We start from the raw sequence: 24,440 nt of genomic DNA on the forward strand, positions 1-24,440 counted from the left end.
ATAGCTGCGCAGGAAGGATTGAAGCCCACGCCCACCCATCATGAAAATGGCCGGCAGGGGGAAGCTAACGCGCTTTGCCCTGCCGGCCAATTCAAGGATTATTTCTGACTATTACGCTACAAGCTACTGATTTTCAAAGATTTTGTAGCAGTTTGTTACACTTGGCCAGACTTTGTTATTCAGGAGGACTGACGACGCAGGAAGGCCGGAATATCCAGTCCTATTTCTTCGGTTGCCGCTGGCCGAACAGAGGGGCGGGCCTGCTGGTCGGGCGAGGCATGATTGTCGGCGGCATGCTGAGCATCATGCAACACGGGTTCGGTACGGGGCGGCTGCGATGTAACCGGGGCTTCATGGGCGGGGGCGCTGCCCCCCCCCATGCTGCGACGGATGGCGCCGGTCACCACATTGAAGATGCTGCTGCGCGCCGGTGCTGCCTGGTGGGCAGGCTGTGGCGTATAGGCAGGCTCCTGCGTGAACAGGCCACGCGGTGCGCTGGCGGGTAGCGGCGCACGGGGTGCTTCAGTGTCCGTTCCGGCATAGCCATGCCCATGGCCGGCCGAAGGCGGCGGCGACTGCACGAAAGGCGCCCGGGCCGGAGCGGTGGGGGAGGGAGCGTGCGGAGCCTGATACTGCTGAGTCGGTGTAACACCCTGCGCAGGGAAAGGGGCCGTTTCTGCCGGCGCATAATGGCCGGGCTGATAGGCGGCGAAGGCGGCTGCCTCAGCCTGCTCGGCAGACTGTGCCGACAGGGAAGGACCGGGCGAGACGGCATCGACCGGCATGGCCGCACCACCGCCGACCGCCACCAGACGGGGACGTTCGGAAGACAGGGAAGACATATGGTTGGCCGGGCTGTCGATGCCGGTGGCCACGACTGAAACCCGCACCTTGCCGTTCAGGCTTTCGTCAATGGCGGAGCCGAAGATGATATTGGCTTCCTCATCCACTTCCTCGCGGATGCGGTTGGCAGCCTGATCGACTTCGAACAGGGTCATGTCCTCGCCGCCGGTGATGTTGATCAGCAGGCCGCGCGCACCGCTCATCGACGTATCTTCCAGCAGAGGATTGCTGATGGCCAGTTCAGCGGCGCGGATGGCACGGTTTTCACCTTCCGCCTCGCCTGTGCCCATCATGGCCTTCCCCATTTCGGCCATGACGGTGCGGATATCGGCGAAGTCCAGATTGACCAGACCCGGTGCCACCATCAGATCGGTCACGCCGCGCACGCCCATATAAAGGACATTGTCGGCCATCTTGAACGCTTCTTTCCAAGAGGTGCGCTCATTGGCCAGGCGGAACAGGTTCTGGTTGGGGATGACAATCAGCGTATCGACGTATTGCTGAAGCTCCTCGATCCCGGCCTCGGCTGATTTGGCGCGGCGGCTGCCTTCGAAGCTGAACGGCTTGGTGACGACGCCGACAGTCAGGATGTTGCGTTCCCGTGCCATCCGGGCGATCACCGGGGCAGCTCCCGTGCCGGTGCCACCGCCCATGCCGGCGGTGATGAACACCATATGGGCACCGTCCAGATGCCGGTACAGCTCATCGGCGGCTTCCTCGGCGGCGGCGCGGCCGATTTCCGGCTTGGCTCCCGCGCCCAGACCCTGTGTGATGTGCGGGCCAAGCTGCACGCGGCGATCGGCGCGGCTGTGCATCAACTGTTGCGCATCGGTATTCGCAACGACGAAATCGACACCGGCCAGATTGAGCGCGATCATGTTGTCAACCGCGTTCGTGCCACCGCCGCCTACACCGATCACGGTAATGCGCGGGGTGAAATCTGTGTGCATCTGCTGCGGGATGGTCAGGTTCAGAGTCATGGGCGGTCTCCCCCCTTGGGCGCTGGCTGTACGAAATGGGTGACAGGAACAGGCATCAGACCCGCTCCTTCAGAAAATTGACGAAGCGGCGCACCAGGCCGGTCGGGCGCTCCGCCTCAAGATCGAGATCATGCATGCTGCGACCCTGCCCGGCGGCCCAGGCGAGCAGCCCGGCTGCGGTGGCGAAGGCCGGGCCGGATGCATTATCGGGCAGGCCGCGCAGATTATGTGGCCTGCCCTGCCTTACTTGCTTGTTCAGGATGGCGGCTGCCATTTCCCGAACGCCGGAAAGCTGGCTTGCGCCGCCCGTCAGCACGACACGGGCACCGGAGGCACGACCCAGGCCTGAGCTTTCCAGCCTTTCACGCACCAGCTCGAACGTTTCTTCGAGCCGGGGCTTGATAATGGAGACGATGGTGCTGCGCGGCACCTTCGTAATGTGTTCTTCGTCTTCCCCGACCAGAGGAACCGGCAGCATTTCTCTCTCATCGTCGGGGGATGCTTGCGTGCTGCCGTACAGCGTTTTCAGCCGCTCGGCATGCGCGACCGTGGTGGACAGCAGTCGGGCAATGTCGTTGGTGACATGCACGCCGCCAATCGGCAGCTGGGCGGTATGCAGCACCTGTCCTTCTGCAAAAACAGCCATTCCCGTGGTCCCGCCGCCCATATCGATGACGGTGGCCCCCAGTTCACGCTCATCATCCACAAGGGTTGACATGGACGCTGCCATCGGTGCGGACACCAGTTCGGCAATGTCCAGATCGCACCGCCCGATGCAGGCGCTGAGATTACGCAGCGCGGTGTTGGTGGCATCGATCACATGCAGCCGTGCGGTCAGTGTATCGCAGTGCATGCCTCTGGGATCGGCCACCCCCCCCATCTCATCCACTGCAAAATTGAGCGGTATCGCATGGAGCGTTTCCCGTCCTTCCGTCATGGCGCGGGAGCGTCCTTCCTGCACCACGCGGCGAATATCGGCATCGTTTACCGGTCTGCCGCCCACGGGCCACTGTACGTTGAACAGCCTGCTCTCCGGCTGACCACAGGAGAGGTTAACGGTGACACTGCGCAGCCTTGTATCGGCCATATCCTCGGCCTGACCAACCGCCGCGCGAATGGCGCGTTCGGCTTCATCCAGATCGGTCACGCCGCCACCGCGCACGCCCCGTCCTTTCTGCCAGCCGAAGCCCAGCACACGCAGGGTGCCGTCGGCCTCGGCACGACCGATCACGCAGGCAATCTTGGTGGTTCCGATATCGAGCACGCCAAACGGTCCGCTACGGAAATGGCGATTCCGTGGCAGTGTTTCAGGGCCAGCCGAGGGCTGGTGCAGATGGCGTGCGCTGTTGCTCACGTCTGCCTCCGCACGGTCCGGATTGCGGGTTTTTCCGTGATCGCCTCGGAACGGGGACGCAGCACCATGCGGTCAGGCAGTCGAAGATCCACCGATTGCAGGGGGCGGTCGAGCAGTTCATGCTCCTTATGAAGGGCCGCCAGACGTCTGATAGCCTCCAGCGGATGATCCTCCGGCAGCAGCACGTCGGTTCCGTTCTGAAGCCGGAGATTCCAGCGGCGCTCATTGACCCGGACGGCGGCGATGACGTGGGCTTTCACCTCCGGCTCGGTTTTCAGCGCATCCAGCAGCGTGGTGGCGGCGGCAGGGGCGCCCGCTCCGACCACCAGAGGCAGGGTGCGGAAGGTGGCGACATCCTGATCGGCCACGATCTGACCGTCACGGTCGATCAGCACGAACTTGCCCTGATTCTGCCAGATGGCGAAGGGACGGCGTTCGGTCAGCTTGACCACGATGGTACCGGGCAGTCGCCGCTCCACCGAAGCATTTTCAACCCAGGACAGAGTTTCGATGCGCTGCCGGGCTTCAGCCACCGAGAAACCAAGCAGCGGATCGCCTTTACGCACCCCAAGCGCCGCATTCAGCAGCGGTTCCGGCGTGTTGGAACGGCCTTCGATCACGATGTCCTGAATGCGCATGCCAAGGGTGGCCGTATGATCCCCCAGCGTTTTGCGCAGGCTGGCCAGTGTGGCGGAGGCTCCGTTCCCGTTGATATTGGGTTGCGGTGCAGCGGCATGCAGCAGCACGCCAATGCCCACGACGGCGCTGATTCCCAGCACCCCCCAGCCCAGCGGGCGCAGCAGCCTGCGTTGCCGCCGCAGCAGGATGGTCATGCGCGCAGGCCGGTCCTGCATGCGTCGATTTTTGGGAGAGGATGCGCGCCGTTCGCGCGTCTGGGTCACGCGCGACATGTTGCCTCCTCCACCATCCACCGGCACAGGGAGACGAAGTCCATCCCCATCAGGGCTGCCTGTTCCGGCAGCAGGGAGGTCGGCGTCAGACCTGGCTGAGTGTTGACCTCCAGCAGCACCAGCCGTCCCGGCTCGCCCCGTGTATCGTCATAGCGGAAATCCGAACGGGTCGCGCCCCGGCATCCCAGCGCATGATGCGCCGCCAGAGCCACATCCAGCGCCTTCTGGAATGCATCCGGGTGCATCTGGGCGGGCAGGATATGGCGGGAGCCGCCTTCAGCATATTTGGATTCGTAGTCATAGAAAGCGGAGCGCGGCCTGATATCCGTGACCGTCAGGGCGCGATCATTCAGCACACCCACGGTCAGTTCCCGACCGGGGATATATTCCTCGACCAGAGCCTGTCCGCCGAAGCTCCAGCGATGGGCAATTTCTGTGCGCCGGTTATCGCCTTCATGCAGGATATGGACGCCCACCGCCGAGCCTTCATTGGCCGGCTTGATCACGAACGGGCGTGGAAGCGGATCCTGTTCCGCCAGTTCCTCGACCGTGACCAGCCTGCCTTCGGCCACCGGTAGACCGGCGGCCAGAAAGGCGGTCCGTGCGGCGGCCTTGTCCATCGCAATGGCGGAAGCGCGAACCCCGGAATGGGTATAGGGAATACCGAGCCAGTCGAGCACACCCTGAATGGCGCCATCCTCGCCGAAACGGCCATGGAGCGCATTGAACACCACATCCGGCGCGGGGGTCAGGGCGGCGATGGTATCGCGCAGATCGGTCCGGACTTCGACAGGTGTGACCTCATAGCCCGCTTCCCGCAGGGCAGCGACGACCTGTTGACCGGAGACGAGGCTGACGGCCCGTTCTTCGGAGATGCCACCGTACAGAACCGCAACGCGTCTGACGCTCATGACTGACACTCCGGCTGATGGAACGGGATTCCGATCCGTTTGATTTCCCAATGCAGGGTCATGCCACAGCTGCTTTGTACCCGTTGCCGGATTTCCTCACCCAGCCCCTCCAGATCGGCGGCGGTGGCTTCGCCCGTGTTCAGCAAGAAGTTGCAATGCTTTTCACTGACCTGCGCACCGCCGCGGGTCAGACCACGGCAACCCGCTGCATCGATCAGCTCCCACGCTTTTTGCCCGTCCGGATTGCGGAATGTGGAGCCGCCGGTACGCGCCCTCACCGGCTGGGTGGCATCACGGGCGGCGCGTATGTCCTGCATGCGGGCGATGATGTCGGTGGTATTGCCCGGTCGGGTTCGCAGGCGCGCCCGTACTACGGCACAGCCCGGTGGCAGGGCGGCATGGCGATAGGACAGCGACAGGCGGGACGCTTCCAGCCGGACGATGTCGCCATCCAGCGCCAGTTCCACCCAGTCCAGCACGGATGCGATGTCGCTGCCATAAGCGCCTGCATTCATGGCGATGGCGCCGCCAATCGTCCCGGGAATGCCACACAGAAATTCCAGCCCGGCCAGACCTGCCTGGGCTGCATGTTCAGCGACGGTTGCATCCAGTGCTGCCGCCCCTGCGATCATCCCGTCACCATCGGTCGTTATCTCACTGAAACCGCGTCCCAGTTTGACAGTAATCCCCGGCAGCCCGCCATCCCGGATAATCAGGTTGGAAGCCGCGCCGATGATCGTCATCGGAACCAGATTGCTGACACGCCGCTGCAGGGCGCACAGATCATCCGCATCGGCGGGACGAAACAGGGTTTCGGCCTGGCCGCCTACCCGGAACCAGGTTTGCGGTGCCAACGGCGCAGTATGCGTCACCCGCCCGCGCAGGGCGGCGAAGACGTCCGGGTTCTGCTGCGCCGAAACGATCATCCTCCGCTCCCTGTCCTGCGGATTTTGCCGCTTTTCGCCTGTAATGTGGCGAGTTCTTCCGGCAGGGTCTGCGCCCATGCGGTGATGTTGCCTGCGCCGAGGCAAACCACGAAATCACCGGGGCGTGCTATGGCATGGATCATCTCGGCAAGATGCTCCGGACCGGGGAGCGGTACAACACTTTTGTGCCCGCTGGTGCGCAGGCCATCGACCAGACTGTCACGATCCACACCCTCGATCGGAGATTCGCCCGCATTATAGACATCCGCAACGATGACGGTACCAGCATCATTCATGCAGGTACAGAATTCGTTGAACAGACTGGCAAGACGGGAATAGCGGTGCGGCTGTACCACCGCGATCACATCGCGGGCGCCGGCCTGCCGGGCGGCCCGTAACACGGCGGCAATTTCCACCGGGTGATGGCCGTAATCGTCGATGATGGTGATGCCGCCGGTTTCCCCGGTTTTCGTAAAGCGCCGCTTCACGCCCTTGAACGATGCAAACGCGCTTTGCAGCACGGAATCGGAAATCCCCATTTCCACTGCGACAGCAATCGCGGCCAGCGTATTGGCGATATTGTGCTCGCCGAGCATGGGCAGGCGCAGCGGTGGCGTGCGGCGGGTGCGGCGTGTCTGCCGGTCGGTGATCACGACCTCGAAAGTCGCCCCGAATTTATCGGTCTTGATACGCTCGGCCCGCACATCGGCCTGCGGCGAGAACCCGTATGTGATGATGCGATGATCCGAAAGCTGCGGGATCATTTTCTGCACGGTCGGATGATCGATACACAGAACCGCAAAGCCGTAGAACGGGATATTGCTGACGAATTGCTGGTATCCGGCCTCCATGGCCTCGGCGGTGCCCCAATGGTCCAGATGTTCGGGGTCCATGTTGGTTACCACGGCGATGACGGCAGGCAGACGCAAGAAGCTGCCATCGCTTTCATCGGCCTCGACCACCATCCATTCGCCTGCTCCGAGCCTGGTGTTGGTGCCGTAGGCATTGATGATGCCGCCATTGATGACGGTGGGATCAAGCTGGGCCGCTTCAAGCACCGCAGCGATCAGGGAGGTTGTGGTGGTCTTGCCATGGGTGCCGCCTACGGCCACCGCCCATTTCAGCCGCATCAGCTCCGCCAGCATCTCCGCGCGGCGTACCACCGGGATCAGCTTTGCGCGGGCGGCGGCGACTTCGGGATTGTCACGCCCGACCGCGGAGGAAATCACCACCACCTGAGCAGTGCCGAGATTGGCGGCCTCATGCCCGATCATCACCTGAATGCCCGCTTTCCGCAGCCGTCGCACATTCTGGTTGTCGCTGATGTCGCTTCCCTGCACGGCATACCCAAGATTGTGCAGCACTTCTGCGATGCCGGACATGCCGATGCCGCCGATACCGACGAAGTGAATCGTGCCGATGGTCAGTGGCAGCGCTCTCATGACTTAGTCTCCCCCTTGTAGTCGCCCTGGGGCGCACGGGCTGTATCCAGACTCTGTTCCACCGTGTCGGCCAGCCGTGCCACGGCGTCTTGCATACCAAGGCGGGCCGCGTTGCGGGCCGCATCGGCAAGGGTGCCGGGTTCGGCCAGCAGCGCGGCGATGCGGGCGGCCAGCGTATCCGGGGTGAAATCCGGCTGACGGATCATCCAGCCACCCTGCGCATCCACGAGGATGCGGGCATTGGCGGCCTGATGGTCATCAATGGCCCCCGGCAGAGGCACCATGATGGCCGGTCGCCCGATTGTCGCCAGTTCGGCGACGGTGGATGCTCCAGCACGGGCGATCACCAGATGCGCGTCTGCGATCAAGGCTGCGACATCGGTGAAAAACGGCGCCAGAGTAGCCTCGATTCCGCAGGCCGCATAGGCTGTCCGCACGCGATCGATGTCTTCGGCACGGCATTGCTGTGTCACCCGCATGCGCTGCCGTAGAGCCGGGGGTAACAGCGCGAGAGCGGCAGGTACCACATCGCTCAACACGCGTGCGCCGAGTGACCCGCCCAGTATCAGCAGATTGATGCCCCCTTCAGCGCCGGGCGGTGTGTAGGATGTGCCTGCCAATGCGGCTATGGCGGGCCGGACCGGATTGCCGGTCACCAGAGTTCTGGTGCCTGCCGGCACATGGCTGGTGCTGGCGAAGCTGAGCGCCAGACAGTGTATTTTGCGGGCCAGCAACCGGTTGGCCCGTCCGAGCACGGCGTTCTGTTCATGGAGGATGACCGGGACGTTGCGGGCGCGCAGCCTGGCCCCCAGCACGGGCGGAATGCAGGGATAGCCGCCGAAACCGACGATGCAGCCAGCCTCCAGCCTGCCCAGCAAAGCTCCGGCTTTCACAATGCCGCCCCCCAATGCGATCACCGCTTGACCGGCACGCCGGATGCCGCGCCCGGCAATGCCGGCCCCCGGCAGCACGAAACGATCTGTATCGGCAAACACGGCGCTGGTCAGTCCGCCGGAGCGGGCATCCGTCATCAGTATGATCCGCCGTCCGCGTCTTTTCAGTTCGGCGGCCAGCGCCTCGGCCGGGAAGAAATGGCCGCCGGTACCGCCTGCGGCGATGACGACCGGGCACTGTGCCTGATCGCGCCTCATGACACGTCTCCATGATGGCGCGTGCGGGTCAGGGCCAGCAGCATGCCCATGCCGAGCGAAATCGCGATCACAGAGGAGCCGCCATACGAAACGAAAGGCAGCGTCATGCCCTTGGTCGGGATCAGATGCAGGGTGGATGCCATGTTGACGAAAGCCTGCAGCCCGAAGCTGGTTACCAGCCCGGCAGAGGCGAGCACGATGAACAGATCCTGCTCCCGCATCAGACGCAGCAACTGCCTGATGACGATGAAGGCAAAAATCAGCACGATGACGCTGCATATCACCATGCCGAATTCTTCACCCGCCACCGCGAATACGAAATCGGCATGGGCATCGGGAAGCTGGTTTTTTACATACCCTTCGCCGGGGCCGCGCCCCAGCAGGCCACCATTGCCAAACGCTTCCAGCGCCTTATCCACCTGATAGCTGTCGCCGGATTGGGGATGCAGAAAGCGCTCCACGCGGCTACGCACATGGGGGAATAATGTGTACGCCGCCAATCCCGCCCCGGCAAAGCCGCCGACGCCGATCAGCACCAGCAGCATGTTCAGCCCCGCAATGAAAAGCTGGGCGAAAAACACGGAGGATAGCACCGCCAGCATGCCGATATCCGGCTGTGATTTCAGCAGCATGGCCATCACCAGAAACAGTCCGACCGCCACCAGCGTGCCGGGAAAACCACGGCTGCGCTTGCCCTCCGCGATCAGCCATGCGGCCACCACAGCAAAGGAGGGTTTCAGGAATTCGCTGGGCTGCAAGGCCATCCCGGGCAGGGCAATCCAGCGTCGGGCCCCCTTGATCTCCACCCCATGCACCAGTGTCATGGCGGTGAGCAGGATGGCCCCCGCACAGGCCACCAGTGCCAGCCTGCGGATATTGCGCGGGGTCAGTAGCGAGGTGGCCACAACAGTGACCGATGCGAGCCCCAGAAAGATCACCTGCTTCAGGATGAACATATCGCGGTTTTCACCGATGCGCTCTGCTACGGCGGGGCTGGCGGCGAGCATCATGACATAACCGAATCCGATCAGCGTGCTGACCGCCAGTAATGTCCAGCGATCAACCGTCCACCACCAGCGGCCCAGCAGGGATGTGTCGGTGCGGGACAGGCTCGGCATCAGGCGCCTCCCCCGATCTGGTGCTGCACCAGGCTGCGGAAATGATCGCCGCGGGCCTCGAAATGCGCGAACTGGTCGAAACTGGCGCAGGCAGGCGAGAGCAGCACGACGTTGCTGCCACTTTCTTTCGCGATGGTGGCTGCCATGATGACGGCGTTGTCCAGCGTGCCAAGCTCGGTATGCGGAACACCATGTGCCCGCAGCGTTTCGGCCAATATCGGCGCATCCCGCCCGATCAGCAGTGCATGCGTCACGCGTGGTAGCAAGGGGGCCAGATCCTCGATGCCACCTTCCTTGGCGATGCCACCGGCGATCCAGATGATCCGTTCATGGCAGATCAGGGCGCGTGCGGTAGAATCCGCATTGGTCGCCTTGCTGTCATTGATCCACAGAATGCCATCCGCCTCGGCAATGCGTTCCTGACGGTGGGGCAGCCCGGGGAAGCTGGCGATGCCTGCCGCAACCTGCGCACGCTTCACACCCAGAAAAAGCGTGATTGCCGCTGCTGCCGCCGCATTCTGGGCATTATGCGCTCCTGGCAGCGCCGCAGCCTGCGGCATGGGCAGGATTGATCCCTGCGTGTCGGTCAGGGTGCCGAACTGCATGCCGTATTCGGCTTGCGTATCGCCGCAGAGAGCCCCTGAAACCAGTGCTATGCGGGCGGGATGCCCGCCCTGCCGGAGCGTCTCGGCCATCGCGGCGGAAAGCGGATCGTCAATGCCAAGTACGGCAAGATCAGCCCCGGTCTGGCGCTGGAAAATCTCCTGTTTGGCCGTTTCATAACCCGCCATATCGCCATGACGATCGATATGATCCGGGCTGAGATTCAGCATGGCAGCCGCCTCGAAGTGCAGGGTCTGCAACCGCTCCAGCATGTAGCTGGACATCTCCAGCACATAGACACCGTTATCAGGCAGCAGGGGCAGAGCCAGCGCGGCAGGCCCCAGATTGCCGCCGGCCGCAACCGGGCAGCCCGCCTCCCGCAGGATATGCGCGGTCAGCGCGGTAGTGGTGGATTTGCCGTTGGTGCCGGTGATGCCGACAAAACGGGCGCGGGATCCGCTCAGGCGCACGGTTTGATACAGCAGCTCGGCATCCGATAGTACCGGCACACCGGCCTGCAACGCTGCTACAGCGACAGGGTGTGGTTTCGGCAGGCGATGTGGAATGCCGGGGGACAGGATCAGCGCATCCAGCCCCTCGACCGAAAAAGGGGAGACGGTCAGTCCGGCATTGCCCGCTTCGCTCCGAGCGGCTTCGCCGTCATCCCAGACGGTGACATCTGCACCCATCGCCGTCAGTGCTTGCGCGGCTGGCAGACCATTCCGGCCAAGTCCGAGTACGCCGTAGCGCTTGCCGTGCAGCAGCATGTCGGGAAAGCCGCTCATCGGATTTTCAACGTCGCCAGCCCGGCCAGAGCCAGGATGAAGGAGACGATCCAGAAGCGGATCACGATGGTGGATTCAGGCCAGCCTTTCTTCTCGAAATGATGATGCAGAGGTGCCATCAGGAACACGCGCCGACCGGTGCGCTTGTACCAGAACACCTGCACGATGACGGAGATGGTTTCCACCACGAACAGGCCGCCGACAATGGCCAGCACGATTTCATGTTTGGTGGCGATGGCGATACCCCCGAGTGCGCCACCCAGCGCAAGGCTGCCGGTATCGCCCATAAAGACGCGGGCCGGTGGGGCGTTGAACCAGAGAAAGCCCAGCCCGGCGCCGATCAGGGCGGAGCAGAATACGGTCAGCTCCCCGGTGCCGGCGACCTCGTTCAGTTGCAGATAGGTGGCGAAGACGTGATTGCCGACCAGATAGGCGATCAGCGCAAACACACCGGCGGCGATGATGGTGGGGACAATGGCCAGCCCGTCCAGCCCATCGGTCAGATTGACGGCGTTGGAGGCCCCCATGGCGACCAGCATGCCAAAAAGCGGGAAGGCAAAGCCGAGCGGAATCAGCACGTCCTTCAGCAGCGGAATGGCCAATCCGGTGGAGAGCGGATCACGCGTCAGCGACATGATCCAAATTGCTGCTACCAGCCCGATGACGGCCTGACCGATCAGCTTGACGCGGCCGGGCAGCCCCTTGGTGTTGCGCTTGCTGAGCTTCAGGTAATCATCCGCAAAGCCGATCCCGCCATAGCCGAGAGTCAGCAGCAGGACTGCCCAAACATAGCCATTCCGCAAATCGGTCCAGAGCAGGGTGCTGATGCCGGTGGCGGCAAGGATCAGTACGCCCCCCATTGTGGGAGTGCCCTTTTTCTCCAGCAGATGGCGTTCCGGTCCGTCCTCGCGGATCGGCTGACCGCCCCGTTGTACGCTTTTCAGCCAGCGAATCAGCGCAGGGCCAAGCAGAAAGCTGACGATCAGCGCGGTCATACATGCAGCGCCGGAGCGGAAGGTGATGTAGCGGAACAGGTTGAACAGAAAGAATTGCTCTGCCAACGGATGCGCGAGATCGTACAGCATCAGCGTGCTCCCTCGCGAATAGAATGGGTCAGGGCATCCAGCGCTGCCGTCACGATGCGCATGCGGCTTCCGAAGGAGCCTTTGACCAGAATGGCGTCACCATCCCGGATAGCGGCGCTTACCACGGGGGCAAGGGAAACAGAATCGGCTTCATGTGCTCCCCGGAAAGAGGCAGGCAGGGCATCGAACAGGTGGCGCATCATGGGTCCGCAGGTAAAGGCAAGATCGGCACAGGCGGCGATGTCTTGCGCCAGCCCGGCATGTTCGGCAACCGCCTGATCGCCCAATTCGAGGATATCGCCCAGAACGACGATACGCCGTCTGGCCGGGGTCAGTCTCAGCACGTCCAGAGCGGCACGAATGCTGGCGGAGGAAGCGTTATAGCTTTCATCCAGTAACACGGCCTGCCCGTCATTGAGGAGGAGGGAGCGCTTCGCGCCACGTCCTGCCAGTGCATGGAAATTTTCCAGCATGGAGGCAGCCGGGTGTGGGTCAAACCCCGCCGCATCCACGGCGGCGAGCGCCGCCAGCGCATTCATGGCCATATGACGGCCCGGTGCGCCGATGGTGCAGGACAGGCTTTGTCCACGCAATACAAGATCGAGTCTTGAACTGTCCGTTGCCGCCTCGATCTGTCGCAGCCGGACCATGCTGCGGGCGTCAGTGCCGAAGGTCATCACGCGATGAGGAGCAGCCTGCGCCATCAGGCGCGGCAGCATCTGGCTGTCGGCGGGCATAATGGCCACGCCATCCGCTGTCAGCCCGCAGAAAAGAGCCGCTTTTTCGTCGGCGATGGCCTCGATACTGCCGAGGTGACCGATATGGGAGCGTTCGACCGTGGTGATGATGGCCACATGCGGACGGGCCAGTGCTGCGAGCGGTGCGATTTCTCCGGCATGGTTCATGCCGATTTCGACCACGCAGCTCCGGGCACTTTCCGGCAGTCGGGCGAGGGTCAGCGGCACGCCCCAATGATTGTTGTAGGAGGCATAGGCCGCATGTACTGGCCCGAATGGAGCCAGTGCGGTGCGCAACATTTCCTTGGTCGTGGTCTTGCCCACGCTGCCGGTCACGGCGAAGACGGTGCCGTGGAAGCGGTCGCGTGCAAAGCGGCCCAGCGCCTGCAAGGCACTCATGGTATCGTTCACCAGCAGGCGTGGGCCGGGACCGTCACGATGGGCTAAAATACCTGCCGCACCGCGCGCCAGTGCCGCCTCGGCATGGTCGTGTCCGTCGCCATTGTCTCCTTGCAGCGCCACGAAAAGATCGCCCGGCTCCAGCGTGCGGGTATCAATCGAGACGCCATGTGCATCGAAGGGCATGGAGAAGCGGCCACCGGTTGCGGCCAGCAGGGCCTCACGGGTCCAGAGTGCGCTCATGACACCACCTGAGCGGCGATAGTGCGGGCGACCGAGACATCGTCGAAAGGATGCACCGTTTTGCCGATGGTCTGGCCCTGCTCATGCCCCTTGCCTGCAATGGCCAGCACATCCCCCGGCCGCAGGCTGCGGATGGCATGGGCAATGGCTTCGGCCCGGTCGCCGATTTCCTCCGCATCGGGGCAGGCAGCGAGAACGGCAGCACGTATTTTCGCCGGATTTTCCGAGCGGGGGTTGTCGTCGGTCACGATCAGACGGTCGGCATGGGTGCGGGCCGCTTCACCCATCAGCGGTCTTTTGCCGGGATCGCGATCTCCGCCTGCCCCGAACACGACATGCAGCTTTCCGGTGGTATGCGGCCGCAACGCATCCAGCAGACGCTTCAGAGCATCGGGCGTATGGGCGTAATCGACATAGATCGCAGCCCCGTTGGGCAGGGTGGCGGCCTGTTCCATCCGTCCGCGCACGCCGGTCAGGCGCGACAGCAGAGGCACAATGCCACGTTTGCCGAGCGAGGCGGCAATCGTGGCGGCGGTGATGATATTGTCCGCCTGAAAACGGCCTGGCAAAGGGACATTGATGCGGTGTGTGGTGCCCTCTTCCCGGATGGTCAGATACTGCCCGCCAGCATGCGGCTCGATCGCCAGCAGCGGCAGCGGAGAGTCTGGCGAACCCGCGATGATCAGCCTCAACCCACGCCGTCTCGCAATGCCGCGCAGCGCCTCCAGCGTGACCTGATCGAGCGTGGGGGAGGCAATGGCAGGTGCGCCAGCGGGCAGCAGATCGGCGAACAGTCGCAGCTTGGCGGTACGGTAGGCGCCTTCGGTCCCGTGATAATCCAGATGATCGCGGGTGAGGTTCGTGAAAGCAGCAGCTGATAACCTGACGCCATCCAGCCGGAACTGGTCCAGACCGTGAGACGATGCTTCCAGCGCGGCATGCTGAATCCCGGCCCGTGCCAGCATGGCCAGAGTTTGGGCCAGTGTCACCGGATCAGGCGTGGTCAGGCTGTCCTGCGGGGGAAAGCCTTCCGCGATCAGGCCGAGTGTGCCGAGGCTGGCAGCAGAACGACCCAGCATAGTCCAGATCTGCCGCAGAAAATCCGCCGTACTGGTTTTCCCGTTGGTGCCGGTGATGGCCGCGATAGTGTGGGGCTGTGCTCCGGCCAGCCGTGCCGCCATCAAGGCCAGCAATCGGCGCGGTTCAGCATCCTGAATCATCGGGCGGGGCGGAACGCCGGGCGGCCAGGCAGTGCCGGCGGGCGCCAGAATGGCGGCCGCGCCACGCTCCACCGCATCGGCGATAAAGCGTCTTCCATCCGTTTTCTGGCCGGGCAGAGCGGCAAAGACCCAGCCGGGCATAACCTGACGGCTGTCGGCCGTAATCCCGCTGACATGAACGCCAGCCATGCCGGTCAGGCTCGTGACCGGGGCGGCGGAGGTATCTGCCAGGAGATTACTCAGCATCATCATGACCCGCCGGTACGTCGAAGCGTGCCTGATGGCGCAGATCCTTGATATGCTGCTCCTTGAGTTGTCTTTCTGTTGGGGTGGAGGCCTCCGGAGAGGCCTGCTCGCGTGCGTTGCGCTTTTCGGCTGCCAGAGCGGCCTTTTCACGGGCAGCATTGGCTTTTTCTTCGGCGGAGGACACCATGGTGCGTCGTGCGCCCGCAGGGACGCCGGGTTGCAGGGGGATGTCCAGACTGGCCTGAATGGCGGCGCGCTTGTCCTCTGGTGCCGGCATCAGGCCCAGCATCGGCCCGATACGGGCGATGACACGCCCCGCACCCGGCGCACTGACCTGCCCGGCGGTGGAGTAGCCACCGGTTTCCTTGGTGCCGTGCGGTTCATCGAGCATGAAATAAACCGCATAGCGCGGGGCATTCATCGGAAACACGCTCATGAAGGCGCTGACATTGGCGTGTTTTTTATAACCATGCGCACCGATCTTTTCCGCCGTGCCGGTTTTGCCGCCGACGAAATAGCCCGGCACGTCCGCGGCCTTGCCGTATCCTGCCGTCACCACCAGCCGCATCAGCTTGCGCAAGGTAGCCGAGGTTTCCGGTGCCATGACGCGCGTGCCGACGGCTTCCCCGACCGGAGCCTCTTCCGGGGCTGCGAGAATGGTCGGTTTCACCAGAATGCCGCCATTGGCCAATGTCGCCGTGCCACGCACAACATGCAGCGGAGAGACCGCGATGCCGTGGCCGAAACCCACCGTCATGGTGGTCAGCTCTTTCCAGCGGGAGGCGGGTGGAACAATCGGCAGACCTGCTTCCGGCAATTCAATGCCGATCCGCTGGAACATGCCCATGGCGCGGAGCCAGGTGCGCTGTTTTTCCGCCCCTGCCGTCATCGCCATATGGGCGGCGCCGAGATTGGAGGAGTACGCCAGCACTTCGGGAAAAGCCAGCGCACGATGCTTGCCCTTGAAGTCCGTGATCGTGAAGCGACCGATACGGATGTTGTTGGCCGCATCGAAATAATCCCACAGATGGGCAGAGCCGGTATCCAGCGCCAGCGCGGCAGTTTGTAGTTTGAAGGTTGATCCCGGTTCGTACATGCCGGTGACCGCCCGGTTGAATCGGTCATTGGCCTCGGTCTGGCCGAAGGCGTTGGCGTCGTAATCGGGCAGGCTGACCATGGCGATGACTTCACCCGTCCGCACATCCATCACGATTCCGCATGCGCCGATCGCGGTGAAGGTGGTCATGGCGGATTGGAGTTCTTCACTCAGCACGGCCTGCACGCGCACATCAATGGACAGGCGCAGCGGTGTTGTGTCCTTGCGCAGTCGATCTTCGAAAGCGCGTTCGACGCCGGCCACCCCGTGTTCATCCACATCGACGCCGCCCAGAATCTGGGCCGCCACGCGTCCCAGCGGATAGTGCCGCTTTTCCGAAGGCTGGAAATAGACACCGGGAATGCCCAGCGCATTCACCTTCAGCACATCGCGGGGTGTAATCTGGCGGGCGATGTAGACGAACTGTTTCTGGCTGGCCAGTCGTGCCTTCACGACGTCTTCATCCAGTTGCGGCAGCACGGTCTTGAGTTTGTGGGCCGCTTCCGCCGTGTCGATCATTTCGCGGGGATTGGCGTACAGCTCGGAAGTCGGCAGAGAAATCGCCAGAATCTGGTTGTTCCGGTCTACAATGGTCGCGCGCTGCACAAAGGCGGTGGGTGCGTCGGATTTATGCTCGTCTTCCCCTGATTTATAGGCGGTGTGGACCGGGATATGCGGCAGCATCGGCTGGAGTACGGTCGCATCTGCCAGCTTCAGCATGACGGCCGTGTAAAGACCCAGAAATCCGACAGCGGCAAACAGCAATCGCCCCCGCGTACGGTCCATCAAGGCGCGGCGCGCAAGATCGGGTGCCGTGATGCGCACTGTTTCAGATGGCAGGCCGGACGGATCGGGCTGTACAAAACCTAACCCCGCCGGACGGCGGGGGGCAGAATCGGGTGGGGGTGCCTGGGTGCCGAAATCGTCAGTCATAGGGTCAATAGCCGCCTCCTACCGGAACCGGAGGAGGCAGGCTGGAGCCCCGGTTCATCCCGAGCGCGGACGCCATCAGCGGGGCAGTGGACGCAACCGGCGCGGCGCGGGCCACGACCAGATTGCCGGATAAAGCGCTCTTGGCCTGGTATCCGCCGGTGTTACGCGGCGCGCCATGAGCGGCGGTCTGTAACAGAACCGGCTTGGGGGCGGTCATGGCGGACCGCGCTGAGGGCTGGGCGGGTGAGACGTCAAAGCCTGTGCTGGCGGAAGCCGTTACGGTACGCGGCGTACGGGTGTGGTTCGTGGAAGTCAGCTTCAGTTTCGCGCCATCACGCGATGAGGCTTTGCTGGCCTTATCCTGGTTCGCCTCTCTGGTCACCGTGCTGTCCATATCGTCCCCGGCATAGCCAGGTGTGGACAGCGAAGCCATGCCACGCGGAGCAATGTTGCTGGCATCCTTATGCGGCTGGGTATGGCCCGGTTCTGCCGGTTCCATATTGGTGCGGGCCATCTGCGGATGCGGCGTCCGGTCCAGACGTGCCATCGGTACGGCTGTCGGTGCTACGGTCGGGCCGGACGGCACCTGAAGATCGCTCTCTGGTGGCAGCAGGTCAGGCGGTGTGGCGGGCTGGCTGCCCGGCGGCACAACGGCAGGCAAGCGGGTGTTCAGATCGGCAAGGGAGGCAAACTGCGTCGGTGCGGTCGGCTTCAGGTTCAGATAGCGCGTGGCCAGTTCGTTCAGGCGGTCCGGCGTGTTCAGCAGCGCCCATTCCGCTTTCAGCGTGTCGATGCGCGCACGCACCTGGCGGGTATCGCGCTCGATTTCGGTGATCTGGCGATCCAGCATGCGGGTACGATGCTTGGTCTGATACAGATACAGGCCGGAGATACTCGCGGCGAGCATGCAGATGCAGGTGATGGGGCGAATCATGGAGTCGTCTCCCTGCGCAGGCATTCTATTGCGCGCAGCCGGGCGCTTCGGCTGCGTGGATTGGCGTTCTGCTCGGCTGTGCCGGGACGCACTGCCTTGGATGTGATCAGACGAAAACGCGGTTCAGTGCGTGCAACCAGGCCACGTGGATCGTAACGGGAGGGGGAAGGGGCATTGCCGGCGGCATCGTTCATGAAACGCTTCACGATACGGTCCTCCAGCGAATGGAAGGACACGATGACCAGCCGCCCGCCCGGTTTCAGCAGGTTGGTTGCCTGTTGCAACGCCCGTTCCAGCTCACCGAGTTCGTCATTCACGGCAATGCGGAGCGCCTGAAAGCTGCGGGTCGCCGGATCAATGCCGGAGCGATCAGGCGGCACAACGCAACGGATGATGGAGGCGAGACGACCGGTGGTCGTGATCGGTTCTTCTGCCCGTGCACTGACGATGGCGCGAGCGATCTGGCGGGATTTACGTTCCTCACCCAGTTCGTACAGAATATTGGCGATTTCTGCTTCCGGCAGACGTGCGATCAGATCTGCCGCGGACGTGCCTTCCCCTGCCATCCGCATATCCAGCGGGCCATCGGTGCGAAAACTGAAACCGCGGTCCGGATCATCGATCTGGAAGGAAGAGACGCCAATATCCAGCACGATTCCGTCCAGCGCGTTGACACCCCGGTCGGTCAGCAGGCTTGCCATCTGGCTGAAATTGCCCTGGACCAGATGAAGCCTGCCTGGATACCGTGCGGCCAATGCTTCACCGCGGGCAATGGCGGCAGGGTCACGGTCGATGGCCCAGACCATGCTGTCTTCTGCCGTATCGAGAATGGCGCGGGTATAGCCGCCCCCCCCGAACGTGCCATCCAGAAACACGCCGCCCGGAGCAGGAGAAAGGGTTTCCAGGACCTCGTTCAACAGAACCGGGACATGGGTTCCCGTGGAGGAATAGCCGCCGGAATGTCCTGAAGGAGCGGCTGTACGCATGGGAAGGGCGTTCATGCGGCACCTCCACGCGGTGTGCCGGGCAGGGTCAGCCCGCGCGCGCGGGCACGTTCGCGCGCCTCCGCCCGACGGCGCTCTGCGGCGGCAGGCTCCCAGATCTGGAAGGTGCGGCCCAGCCCCATGAACACGACGCTGTCAGTCAGCCCGGCATGCGCGGTCAAGCTGTCGAGCAGGATGATGCGGCCTTCCTTATCGGCATCGACCGGGAATGCATCGGCATAAAGGGCTGCCGCAAGATCATCATGGGTTTCGCTGAACATATCCAGTTGATCGAGCGGGGTCGCAAGTGTCTGGAAAACGGGCAGTGGCCAGGCCTCGATGCAGGGATGGGTGTGGGAGGGGCGCAGGATGATCTGTCCATTGCCTTCGCCGAACGCCCTTAAGGCCGCACGGAAGGGGGCAGGGACGGAAACTCGTCCCTTGGCGTCCAACCTGTTCTGGTGGGTGCCAAGAAAGTGGCTCATCCGCCCAGGAACCGCCCCTCGTTGATGCGCACCCGAACCGGACCGGGCGTGCAAGGTTTATTGTTACAAAGCACCATCCCCTGACCGAATGTCGGAGGTGGCTGCCGTCTTACGGATGCTGATGCCCCCGTCCCCATCACTGCGGGCCCCCCGCCTTTTCTGGGATGTCATGGGTTACCATGGGATAATATGGGCGTCAAAAGATATTCTGCGCCAAAACCATGGTGATGGGCTTAAATTCTTATTATTTTCCAGTTTCTTAGCGATATCTCCGGGCGCAGGGGCCATACTTGATCCGGCCTTCACGGCTTTGTGCGAAATAGAGAGGGCCTGTTCGGCTCAAAAGACGGCACATCGGTTCAATGCGCCGCGCATAGCTATGTGGAAAAGAAGCGCCAGACGGCCTGTAAGCCGGGTTCTGTCCACCCGTTTCCAAAGAAGCGGATGAGACGGCCATTCCTCTGGGACGTACATTGCTGCACGCCTCACGCGACCAACCCGGGCAGCGGAGCGGAAATGCTCCTGCGCCGGCCCATGAAATCCCATGACCTTGCGGTCCTGAGCGTACGGGCCTCGCTGGCCGCCCCTATTCGGTCTTGCTCCCGGTGGGGTTTGCCCTGCCACCCCCGTTGCCGGGGGCGCGGTGCGCTTTTACCGCACCGTTTCACCCATGCCCTTCGGATCATGCCGAAGCAATGCGGAAGGGCGGTTTGTTTTCTGTGGCACTATCCCTGGGGTCGCCCCCGCCGGCCGTTAGCCGGCACCGTATTCCCGTGGAGCCCGGACTTTCCTCCAACCCCTCCGCCCGAAAGTGGGGAGATCAGCGGCCGTCCGACCGTCTGGCAGGGGGTAGGTCGCGCAGCGGACAGGTTCTGTCAACTGTACGATGCCGCACGGTCTGCCATTTCAAACGCATGGGCGATGGTGGCGAGACGGGAAAGGGTAGCCGCATCTGCGCTTCCATCGGGCCGGTCAGGCAGGAAACGTCGTTGAAAAGCACATAATACCACGTCCAGCGGAAGATCGGTCCGGTAGCCGATGCGGCGCAGAAAATCCCATGGATCGTTTTCCTGCTTCGGCCTGTCCTGCACCGGAGTTGCATCGGGCCAGAGACCGATCCCGTGCTGCGCCAGCCAACGCCAGTCGAACAACTCGCCTGGATCCTGCTTGCGGTCCGGCGCGATATCGCTATGGGCCACGATGTGGGAGGTGGGAATCGAATGTTGACTGACAATGGCATGCGACAGGGCCAGCACCGAGCGCATCTGGGCCTCGGGGAAAGCGCGATACCCCCATTCATGGCCCGGATTGACGATCTCGATACCGACCGAAAAATCATTCAACCATGATCGCCCCCGCCAGTGGGAAATACCGGCATGCCAGGCCCGGTAATGTTCCGGCACGAGTCGCCAGACAGTGCCGTCTTCCTCGACCACATAGTGGGAAGAGACTCGCGCCTCCGGATCACACAGCCGGTCGATCGCTGCCGCTGCGCTGGTCATGCCGGTATAATGCAGGACCAGCATATCGACGGCTCCAGGCGTTCCATCCGTGGCAGAGGGTCTTGCATCGTAATTGGGGCTGGGCCGTTCCCGGATGGGTGGCAGGGGGAAAGGTTCCACCGGCATGTTTACAATCCTCGCTCCCGCTTGATCCGGTCCCATGCTGCATTGACGACGGCCGCCTGATCGGAGGCTGCCGCGATCTCTGCCGGTGTAGCACCGCGTGCAGCCATGCTGTCAGGGTGAAGATCCCGCATCAGTGTCTTCCATCGCTGCCGCAGCGTCGTATCATCCGCACCGCGACTGGTTCCCAGCACCGTATAGGGGTCCGGTTCATCCGGGCCGGGGCGGGCTGATCGGGCTGCGTCCGGATCGCGGGCGCGCTCCCACGCAGCGTCATTCAGGCGAAAACCCTGCCTGACACGCAGCAGAAACGTGTTTTCGGCCCGATTGACCGGCCCGTCAGACCGGGCAATGGCAAAAAGGGCTGACAGCGTATCTTCCAGACGGCCCTGATCATCCGCAAAGCTTTCCCCCAGTTGATCAGCATAGAAAGCAAAGGATTCGCCACTGTCCCGGGCCTGATCGAACAGATGGCCGACCTGTTTCACAGCTTCCGGCGGGATACGGAACAACTGCCTGAAGGTGTCGATTTCCACGCGTTTCACCGGCCCGTCTGCCCGGGCCAGCTTGGCCGACAGCACGATGATGGAAAGGGCGTAAAGCTGTTCTTTCTGTCCGAGCAGGGCCGCAATGCGGGCCGGTCCCTGCGTGGAAAGACCACCCAGCACTTGACCGAAAGGCAGCTTGAAACCGTTCATCCCCTCTTTGAACTGCCCCGCTCCCGGCAAGATGCCCTTATCGGCTGCATGGCCGAGCGCCGCCCCCATCATGGCACCGAACGGACCGCCTACTGCGAAACCGGCGACACTGCCGAGGATTTTACCCCAATAACTCACGTGATTCCGTCCAAGGTTTCAACCGGTGGCGCTGTGACGGGAGCATGTCATCAGCTGATTGAGTCGCCATGCAATCATGAGCATGACGTCGTATGGCCAGGCGAGACAGTCCCTCAGCCACCATTTCCATTCGCCGGATGCGCGGAAATCGGGGGCGATCCCGGCGCTTGCGGCAATCCCGGCCAGCCGGAGCAGCGTCACGCAACGCCCCATATGGTAGCGTGAGGTCGCCACGAAAACCGGAGCATGACACGCACTATCCTTCCGCAACAAGGCTGCGACGGCTTTTGCGGAGGAAAGCGTATCCGTGCCGGTCGGTTCCATCAGAATCGCGGCATCCGGCACGCCGAGTGTCAGCAGAAGACGACGCATGATTTCCGCTTCGGCAGGCCCATGACGGCCGACGCCGCCTGTTGGCATGAACATGACATCTGGCATCTTCCGCCCCAGATCATGAGCCGCCTCTACCCTGCGCCGGAGCGTCGGGCTTGGAATGCCGCCCGGATGCACGGCGGCACCGAAGATGACGATGCAGGGACGCTGGCCGGGCCGGGGAGAAAGGTGGGTCATGCCCGGCCTGATCAGTCCGGTGCCCGCAGAAGGAGGCGGTTGGCACGTTCCAGAGCGTTAAAGGTGGTGCTCCAGACCCGGTCAAAGGCCTCGCCGGCGAAGCGAATGCCCAGCATATCGCGGAGATCACCAACGCTGCGTGTGCCGTCGATCAGCTTGAGAATTGAAGCTGCCTGTGGCGGCAGGGCCAGCGGCACGGTCAGCCCGTCAAAGGTCAAAGGCAGCACACCATCCGGTCTGATGGCCCGGGCCAGCTCGGGGACGGGCATTTCACGCGCAATCGGAATGGCTGCCGGGTCGAGCGGATCGGCGCGGGCTGGAACCTCCCCTTTGCGAACGCAGTAGACCACATGCGTGCTCATGTTTCCGGCCAGGTTTTCTGCCAGAGCCGCTTTTTCCAGCGGAGTCATGTCGGCCATTCTCGCCCGAAGTTTCGGGTCCGGCAGCCAGACGGAGGGATCATACCGAAGCGGCTCCATCCAGGCGCGGACTTCCAGACCGGCGTCATCGAGCAGGGCGTGCAGGACTGGCACCGTGTAGGCGCGATCGCGCGGGTTGAGCAGCAGATCATACAGCCCGGCATCACCGCCCTCAAAATGGTCACCGAAATACAGGTTGCGGCGCAGCCATGCCGTCTCCGGCAGGTGGCGCATGACCCGTTTGGCGACATCCAGACGCTGGCGAGGCTCTTCCTCCGGCGGGGCGAGGCTGCGGAGGGCATCCTGAAGCATATAGACCCCGGTTCGGCCATGCGGGGCATAAACCATCAGCCCCATCCCGCCCCCGGGGGCAAGGACCGAGGTCAGGGCGCGCAATCCTTCAGCGGGGTCCGGCAGGTGATGCAGCACCCCGCAGCAATCAATGTAATCGAAGGGTCCGGGTGCGATGCCTGGCAGATCAAGGATCGAGCCAGCCCTGAAATCGACCGTCAGATTGCGTACCTCCGCCCGCGCCTGCGCGGTCTGGATGGCTGCTCGGGAACGATCGAGATAGGTCACGCCACCGGGTCGCCCGTCACGCGCCAGATGCGTCGCCAGCATGATCGTGCCGTCTCCGGTGCCGCCCCCGGCCACCAATGCGCGTAGCCCTGCGGAGCGGGGGCGGTTGGCCCCGAACACCCAGTAATCAATTTCCTTCAGATGGCTCGGGCTGCCGATGATCAGGCGTTTGGCCTCGTCACGCGGATCGCGTTGCGGATAGGGAAAAGCTTCGTACTGATCGGCCAGATGGCGGTCGGTGCTGTCATTCATGAATGTGGCATAACCTGTCCGGAGCCGGTCGTGCAGGGGGCTGTTGGAGCATACCGCATCCTGTTCGGGACTTGCATCGCAGGCTGCAACGCCGCAAAGCCTGACGGGATGACAGCATGGGAGCAAGCGGGCGTATGACGGCACTGTCTTCGCGGGGGTATTTCGGCATCGGAGTGGAGGGGATTTCAAAATCCGCCAATGTCGGCGCGTTATTGCGCACCGCGCACGCCTTCGGAGCGCATTTTTGCTTTTCCATTGCTGCCGGATTTGATGCCCGGGCTGGCAGAAGTGCGGATACTGCCGATACGCCTGCTCATATACCGTTTTACCGCTTCGATTCTGTCGAGACGGTAGTGCTGCCCAAAAACTGCGCGCTGGTGGGGGTGGAAATCACCGATGATGCGTCCCTGCTGCCCAGTTTTCGTCATCCGGCCAATGCCGCTTATGTGCTGGGGCCTGAGCGGTCCAGCCTCTCTCCTGCGCTGCTGGAACGTTGTACGCATGTGGTGCGGATACCGACGCGGTTTTCCCTCAACCTGTCGGTGGCCGGGGCATTGGTACTGTATGATCGTCTGCTCCAGCATGGGCGCTATGCCGAGCGCCCGGTGATGGCGGGTGGAGCGGCACAGCCTTCTGGGCCACGCGGCGGGCATGGCAGTCCGGTTTTTCGGCGCACCGTGCCAGAATGGTTGAAAAACACCGACCAGACATGATGTTGGGTTCCTCATACCATCCTGGCCTGCTTCCCTGCGCGGGTGCATTGAGCATGCAACG

21 protein-coding genes and 1 other RNA gene are annotated in these 24,440 nt (G+C 63.1%); 1 reads left to right on the plus strand and 21 read right to left on the minus strand.

Annotated elements, in window-relative coordinates:
• Positions 1-179 precede the first annotated feature (179 nt).
• The 21 genes from ftsZ to GbCGDNIH6_RS02330 form a co-directional block, all read right to left on the minus strand.
• Complete coding sequence (gene ftsZ / locus GbCGDNIH6_RS02230; RefSeq protein WP_072562698.1) at positions 180-1,823, minus strand: cell division protein FtsZ; 1,644 nt, start codon at positions 1,821-1,823, stop codon at positions 180-182.
• 55 nt (positions 1,824-1,878) lie between these two features.
• Entirely contained in the window at positions 1,879-3,177 is a 1,299-nt protein-coding gene (gene ftsA / locus GbCGDNIH6_RS02235; RefSeq protein ID WP_072562699.1) for a cell division protein FtsA, read from the minus strand.
• Positions 3,174-4,088, minus strand: coding sequence for a cell division protein FtsQ/DivIB (locus GbCGDNIH6_RS02240; RefSeq protein ID WP_232449918.1), 915 nt, complete (start codon positions 4,086-4,088; stop codon positions 3,174-3,176). Before GbCGDNIH6_RS02240 ends, ftsA begins: the two co-directional genes overlap by 4 nt.
• A complete protein-coding gene (locus GbCGDNIH6_RS02245; protein ID WP_072562700.1) occupies positions 4,076-4,999 on the minus strand; it encodes a D-alanine--D-alanine ligase in 924 nt (307 codons plus the stop codon). Before GbCGDNIH6_RS02245 ends, GbCGDNIH6_RS02240 begins: the two co-directional genes overlap by 13 nt.
• Positions 4,996-5,922, minus strand: a complete 927-nt coding sequence (gene murB / locus GbCGDNIH6_RS02250) for a UDP-N-acetylmuramate dehydrogenase (RefSeq protein ID WP_072564265.1) — start codon at positions 5,920-5,922, stop codon at positions 4,996-4,998. Before murB ends, GbCGDNIH6_RS02245 begins: the two co-directional genes overlap by 4 nt.
• The gene (murC, locus tag GbCGDNIH6_RS02255) at positions 5,922-7,367 is read right to left on the minus strand and encodes a UDP-N-acetylmuramate--L-alanine ligase (protein WP_072562701.1); all 1,446 of its coding nucleotides are present in this window, start codon (positions 7,365-7,367) and stop codon (positions 5,922-5,924) included. Before murC ends, murB begins: the two co-directional genes overlap by 1 nt.
• Positions 7,364-8,518: an undecaprenyldiphospho-muramoylpentapeptide beta-N-acetylglucosaminyltransferase gene (gene murG / locus GbCGDNIH6_RS02260; protein ID WP_072562702.1), complete on the minus strand. Its 1,155-nt coding sequence runs from the start codon at positions 8,516-8,518 to the stop codon at positions 7,364-7,366. Before murG ends, murC begins: the two co-directional genes overlap by 4 nt.
• The gene (locus tag GbCGDNIH6_RS02265; protein WP_072562703.1) at positions 8,515-9,636 is read right to left on the minus strand and encodes an FtsW/RodA/SpoVE family cell cycle protein; all 1,122 of its coding nucleotides are present in this window, start codon (positions 9,634-9,636) and stop codon (positions 8,515-8,517) included. The genes murG and GbCGDNIH6_RS02265 overlap by 4 nt, the downstream gene beginning before the upstream one ends.
• Complete coding sequence (gene murD, locus GbCGDNIH6_RS02270; RefSeq protein WP_072562704.1) at positions 9,636-11,024, minus strand: UDP-N-acetylmuramoyl-L-alanine--D-glutamate ligase; 1,389 nt, start codon at positions 11,022-11,024, stop codon at positions 9,636-9,638. Before murD ends, GbCGDNIH6_RS02265 begins: the two co-directional genes overlap by 1 nt.
• A complete protein-coding gene (gene mraY, locus GbCGDNIH6_RS02275; RefSeq protein WP_072562705.1) occupies positions 11,021-12,109 on the minus strand; it encodes a phospho-N-acetylmuramoyl-pentapeptide-transferase in 1,089 nt (362 codons plus the stop codon). Before mraY ends, murD begins: the two co-directional genes overlap by 4 nt.
• Positions 12,109-13,488: a UDP-N-acetylmuramoyl-tripeptide--D-alanyl-D-alanine ligase gene (locus GbCGDNIH6_RS02280; protein WP_072562706.1), complete on the minus strand. Its 1,380-nt coding sequence runs from the start codon at positions 13,486-13,488 to the stop codon at positions 12,109-12,111. The genes mraY and GbCGDNIH6_RS02280 overlap by 1 nt, the downstream gene beginning before the upstream one ends.
• The gene (locus tag GbCGDNIH6_RS02285) at positions 13,485-14,957 is read right to left on the minus strand and encodes a UDP-N-acetylmuramoyl-L-alanyl-D-glutamate--2,6-diaminopimelate ligase (RefSeq protein ID WP_081370151.1); all 1,473 of its coding nucleotides are present in this window, start codon (positions 14,955-14,957) and stop codon (positions 13,485-13,487) included. Before GbCGDNIH6_RS02285 ends, GbCGDNIH6_RS02280 begins: the two co-directional genes overlap by 4 nt.
• Positions 14,944-16,983 (minus strand): peptidoglycan D,D-transpeptidase FtsI family protein, encoded by a 2,040-nt coding sequence (locus GbCGDNIH6_RS02290; protein WP_072562707.1) that lies wholly within the window; start codon positions 16,981-16,983, stop codon positions 14,944-14,946. Before GbCGDNIH6_RS02290 ends, GbCGDNIH6_RS02285 begins: the two co-directional genes overlap by 14 nt.
• Positions 16,984-16,987: 4 nt before the next feature.
• The gene (ftsL, locus tag GbCGDNIH6_RS02295) at positions 16,988-17,917 is read right to left on the minus strand and encodes a cell division protein FtsL (protein ID WP_072562708.1); all 930 of its coding nucleotides are present in this window, start codon (positions 17,915-17,917) and stop codon (positions 16,988-16,990) included.
• The gene (rsmH, locus tag GbCGDNIH6_RS02300) at positions 17,914-18,918 is read right to left on the minus strand and encodes a 16S rRNA (cytosine(1402)-N(4))-methyltransferase RsmH (RefSeq protein ID WP_408874832.1); all 1,005 of its coding nucleotides are present in this window, start codon (positions 18,916-18,918) and stop codon (positions 17,914-17,916) included. The genes ftsL and rsmH overlap by 4 nt, the downstream gene beginning before the upstream one ends.
• Positions 18,915-19,385, minus strand: a complete 471-nt coding sequence (mraZ, locus tag GbCGDNIH6_RS02305; protein ID WP_025285991.1) for a division/cell wall cluster transcriptional repressor MraZ — start codon at positions 19,383-19,385, stop codon at positions 18,915-18,917. The genes rsmH and mraZ overlap by 4 nt, the downstream gene beginning before the upstream one ends.
• A gap of 391 nt (positions 19,386-19,776) precedes the next feature.
• An RNA gene (gene rnpB, locus GbCGDNIH6_RS02310) (RNase P RNA component class A) lies at positions 19,777-20,228 on the minus strand.
• 32 nt (positions 20,229-20,260) lie between these two features.
• The gene (locus GbCGDNIH6_RS02315; RefSeq protein WP_072562710.1) at positions 20,261-21,013 is read right to left on the minus strand and encodes an N-acetylmuramoyl-L-alanine amidase; all 753 of its coding nucleotides are present in this window, start codon (positions 21,011-21,013) and stop codon (positions 20,261-20,263) included.
• Positions 21,014-21,015: 2 nt separating this feature from the next.
• Positions 21,016-21,846, minus strand: a complete 831-nt coding sequence (locus tag GbCGDNIH6_RS02320) for a TerB family tellurite resistance protein (RefSeq protein WP_072562711.1) — start codon at positions 21,844-21,846, stop codon at positions 21,016-21,018.
• 18 nt (positions 21,847-21,864) lie between these two features.
• The gene (locus GbCGDNIH6_RS02325; RefSeq protein ID WP_072562712.1) at positions 21,865-22,416 is read right to left on the minus strand and encodes a YdcF family protein; all 552 of its coding nucleotides are present in this window, start codon (positions 22,414-22,416) and stop codon (positions 21,865-21,867) included.
• 11 nt (positions 22,417-22,427) lie between these two features.
• Positions 22,428-23,666, minus strand: a complete 1,239-nt coding sequence (locus GbCGDNIH6_RS02330) for a class I SAM-dependent methyltransferase (RefSeq protein ID WP_072562713.1) — start codon at positions 23,664-23,666, stop codon at positions 22,428-22,430.
• A gap of 134 nt (positions 23,667-23,800) precedes the next feature.
• On the opposite strand from GbCGDNIH6_RS02330, the gene GbCGDNIH6_RS02335 reads away from it, so the two are divergent.
• Positions 23,801-24,379, plus strand: coding sequence for an RNA methyltransferase (locus GbCGDNIH6_RS02335; RefSeq protein ID WP_232449920.1), 579 nt, complete (start codon positions 23,801-23,803; stop codon positions 24,377-24,379).
• Positions 24,380-24,440: the final 61 nt, after the last annotated feature.

Source organism: Granulibacter bethesdensis, from assembly GCF_001889525.1.
In the GTDB taxonomy this organism is placed as follows: domain Bacteria; phylum Pseudomonadota; class Alphaproteobacteria; order Acetobacterales; family Acetobacteraceae; genus Granulibacter; species Granulibacter bethesdensis_C.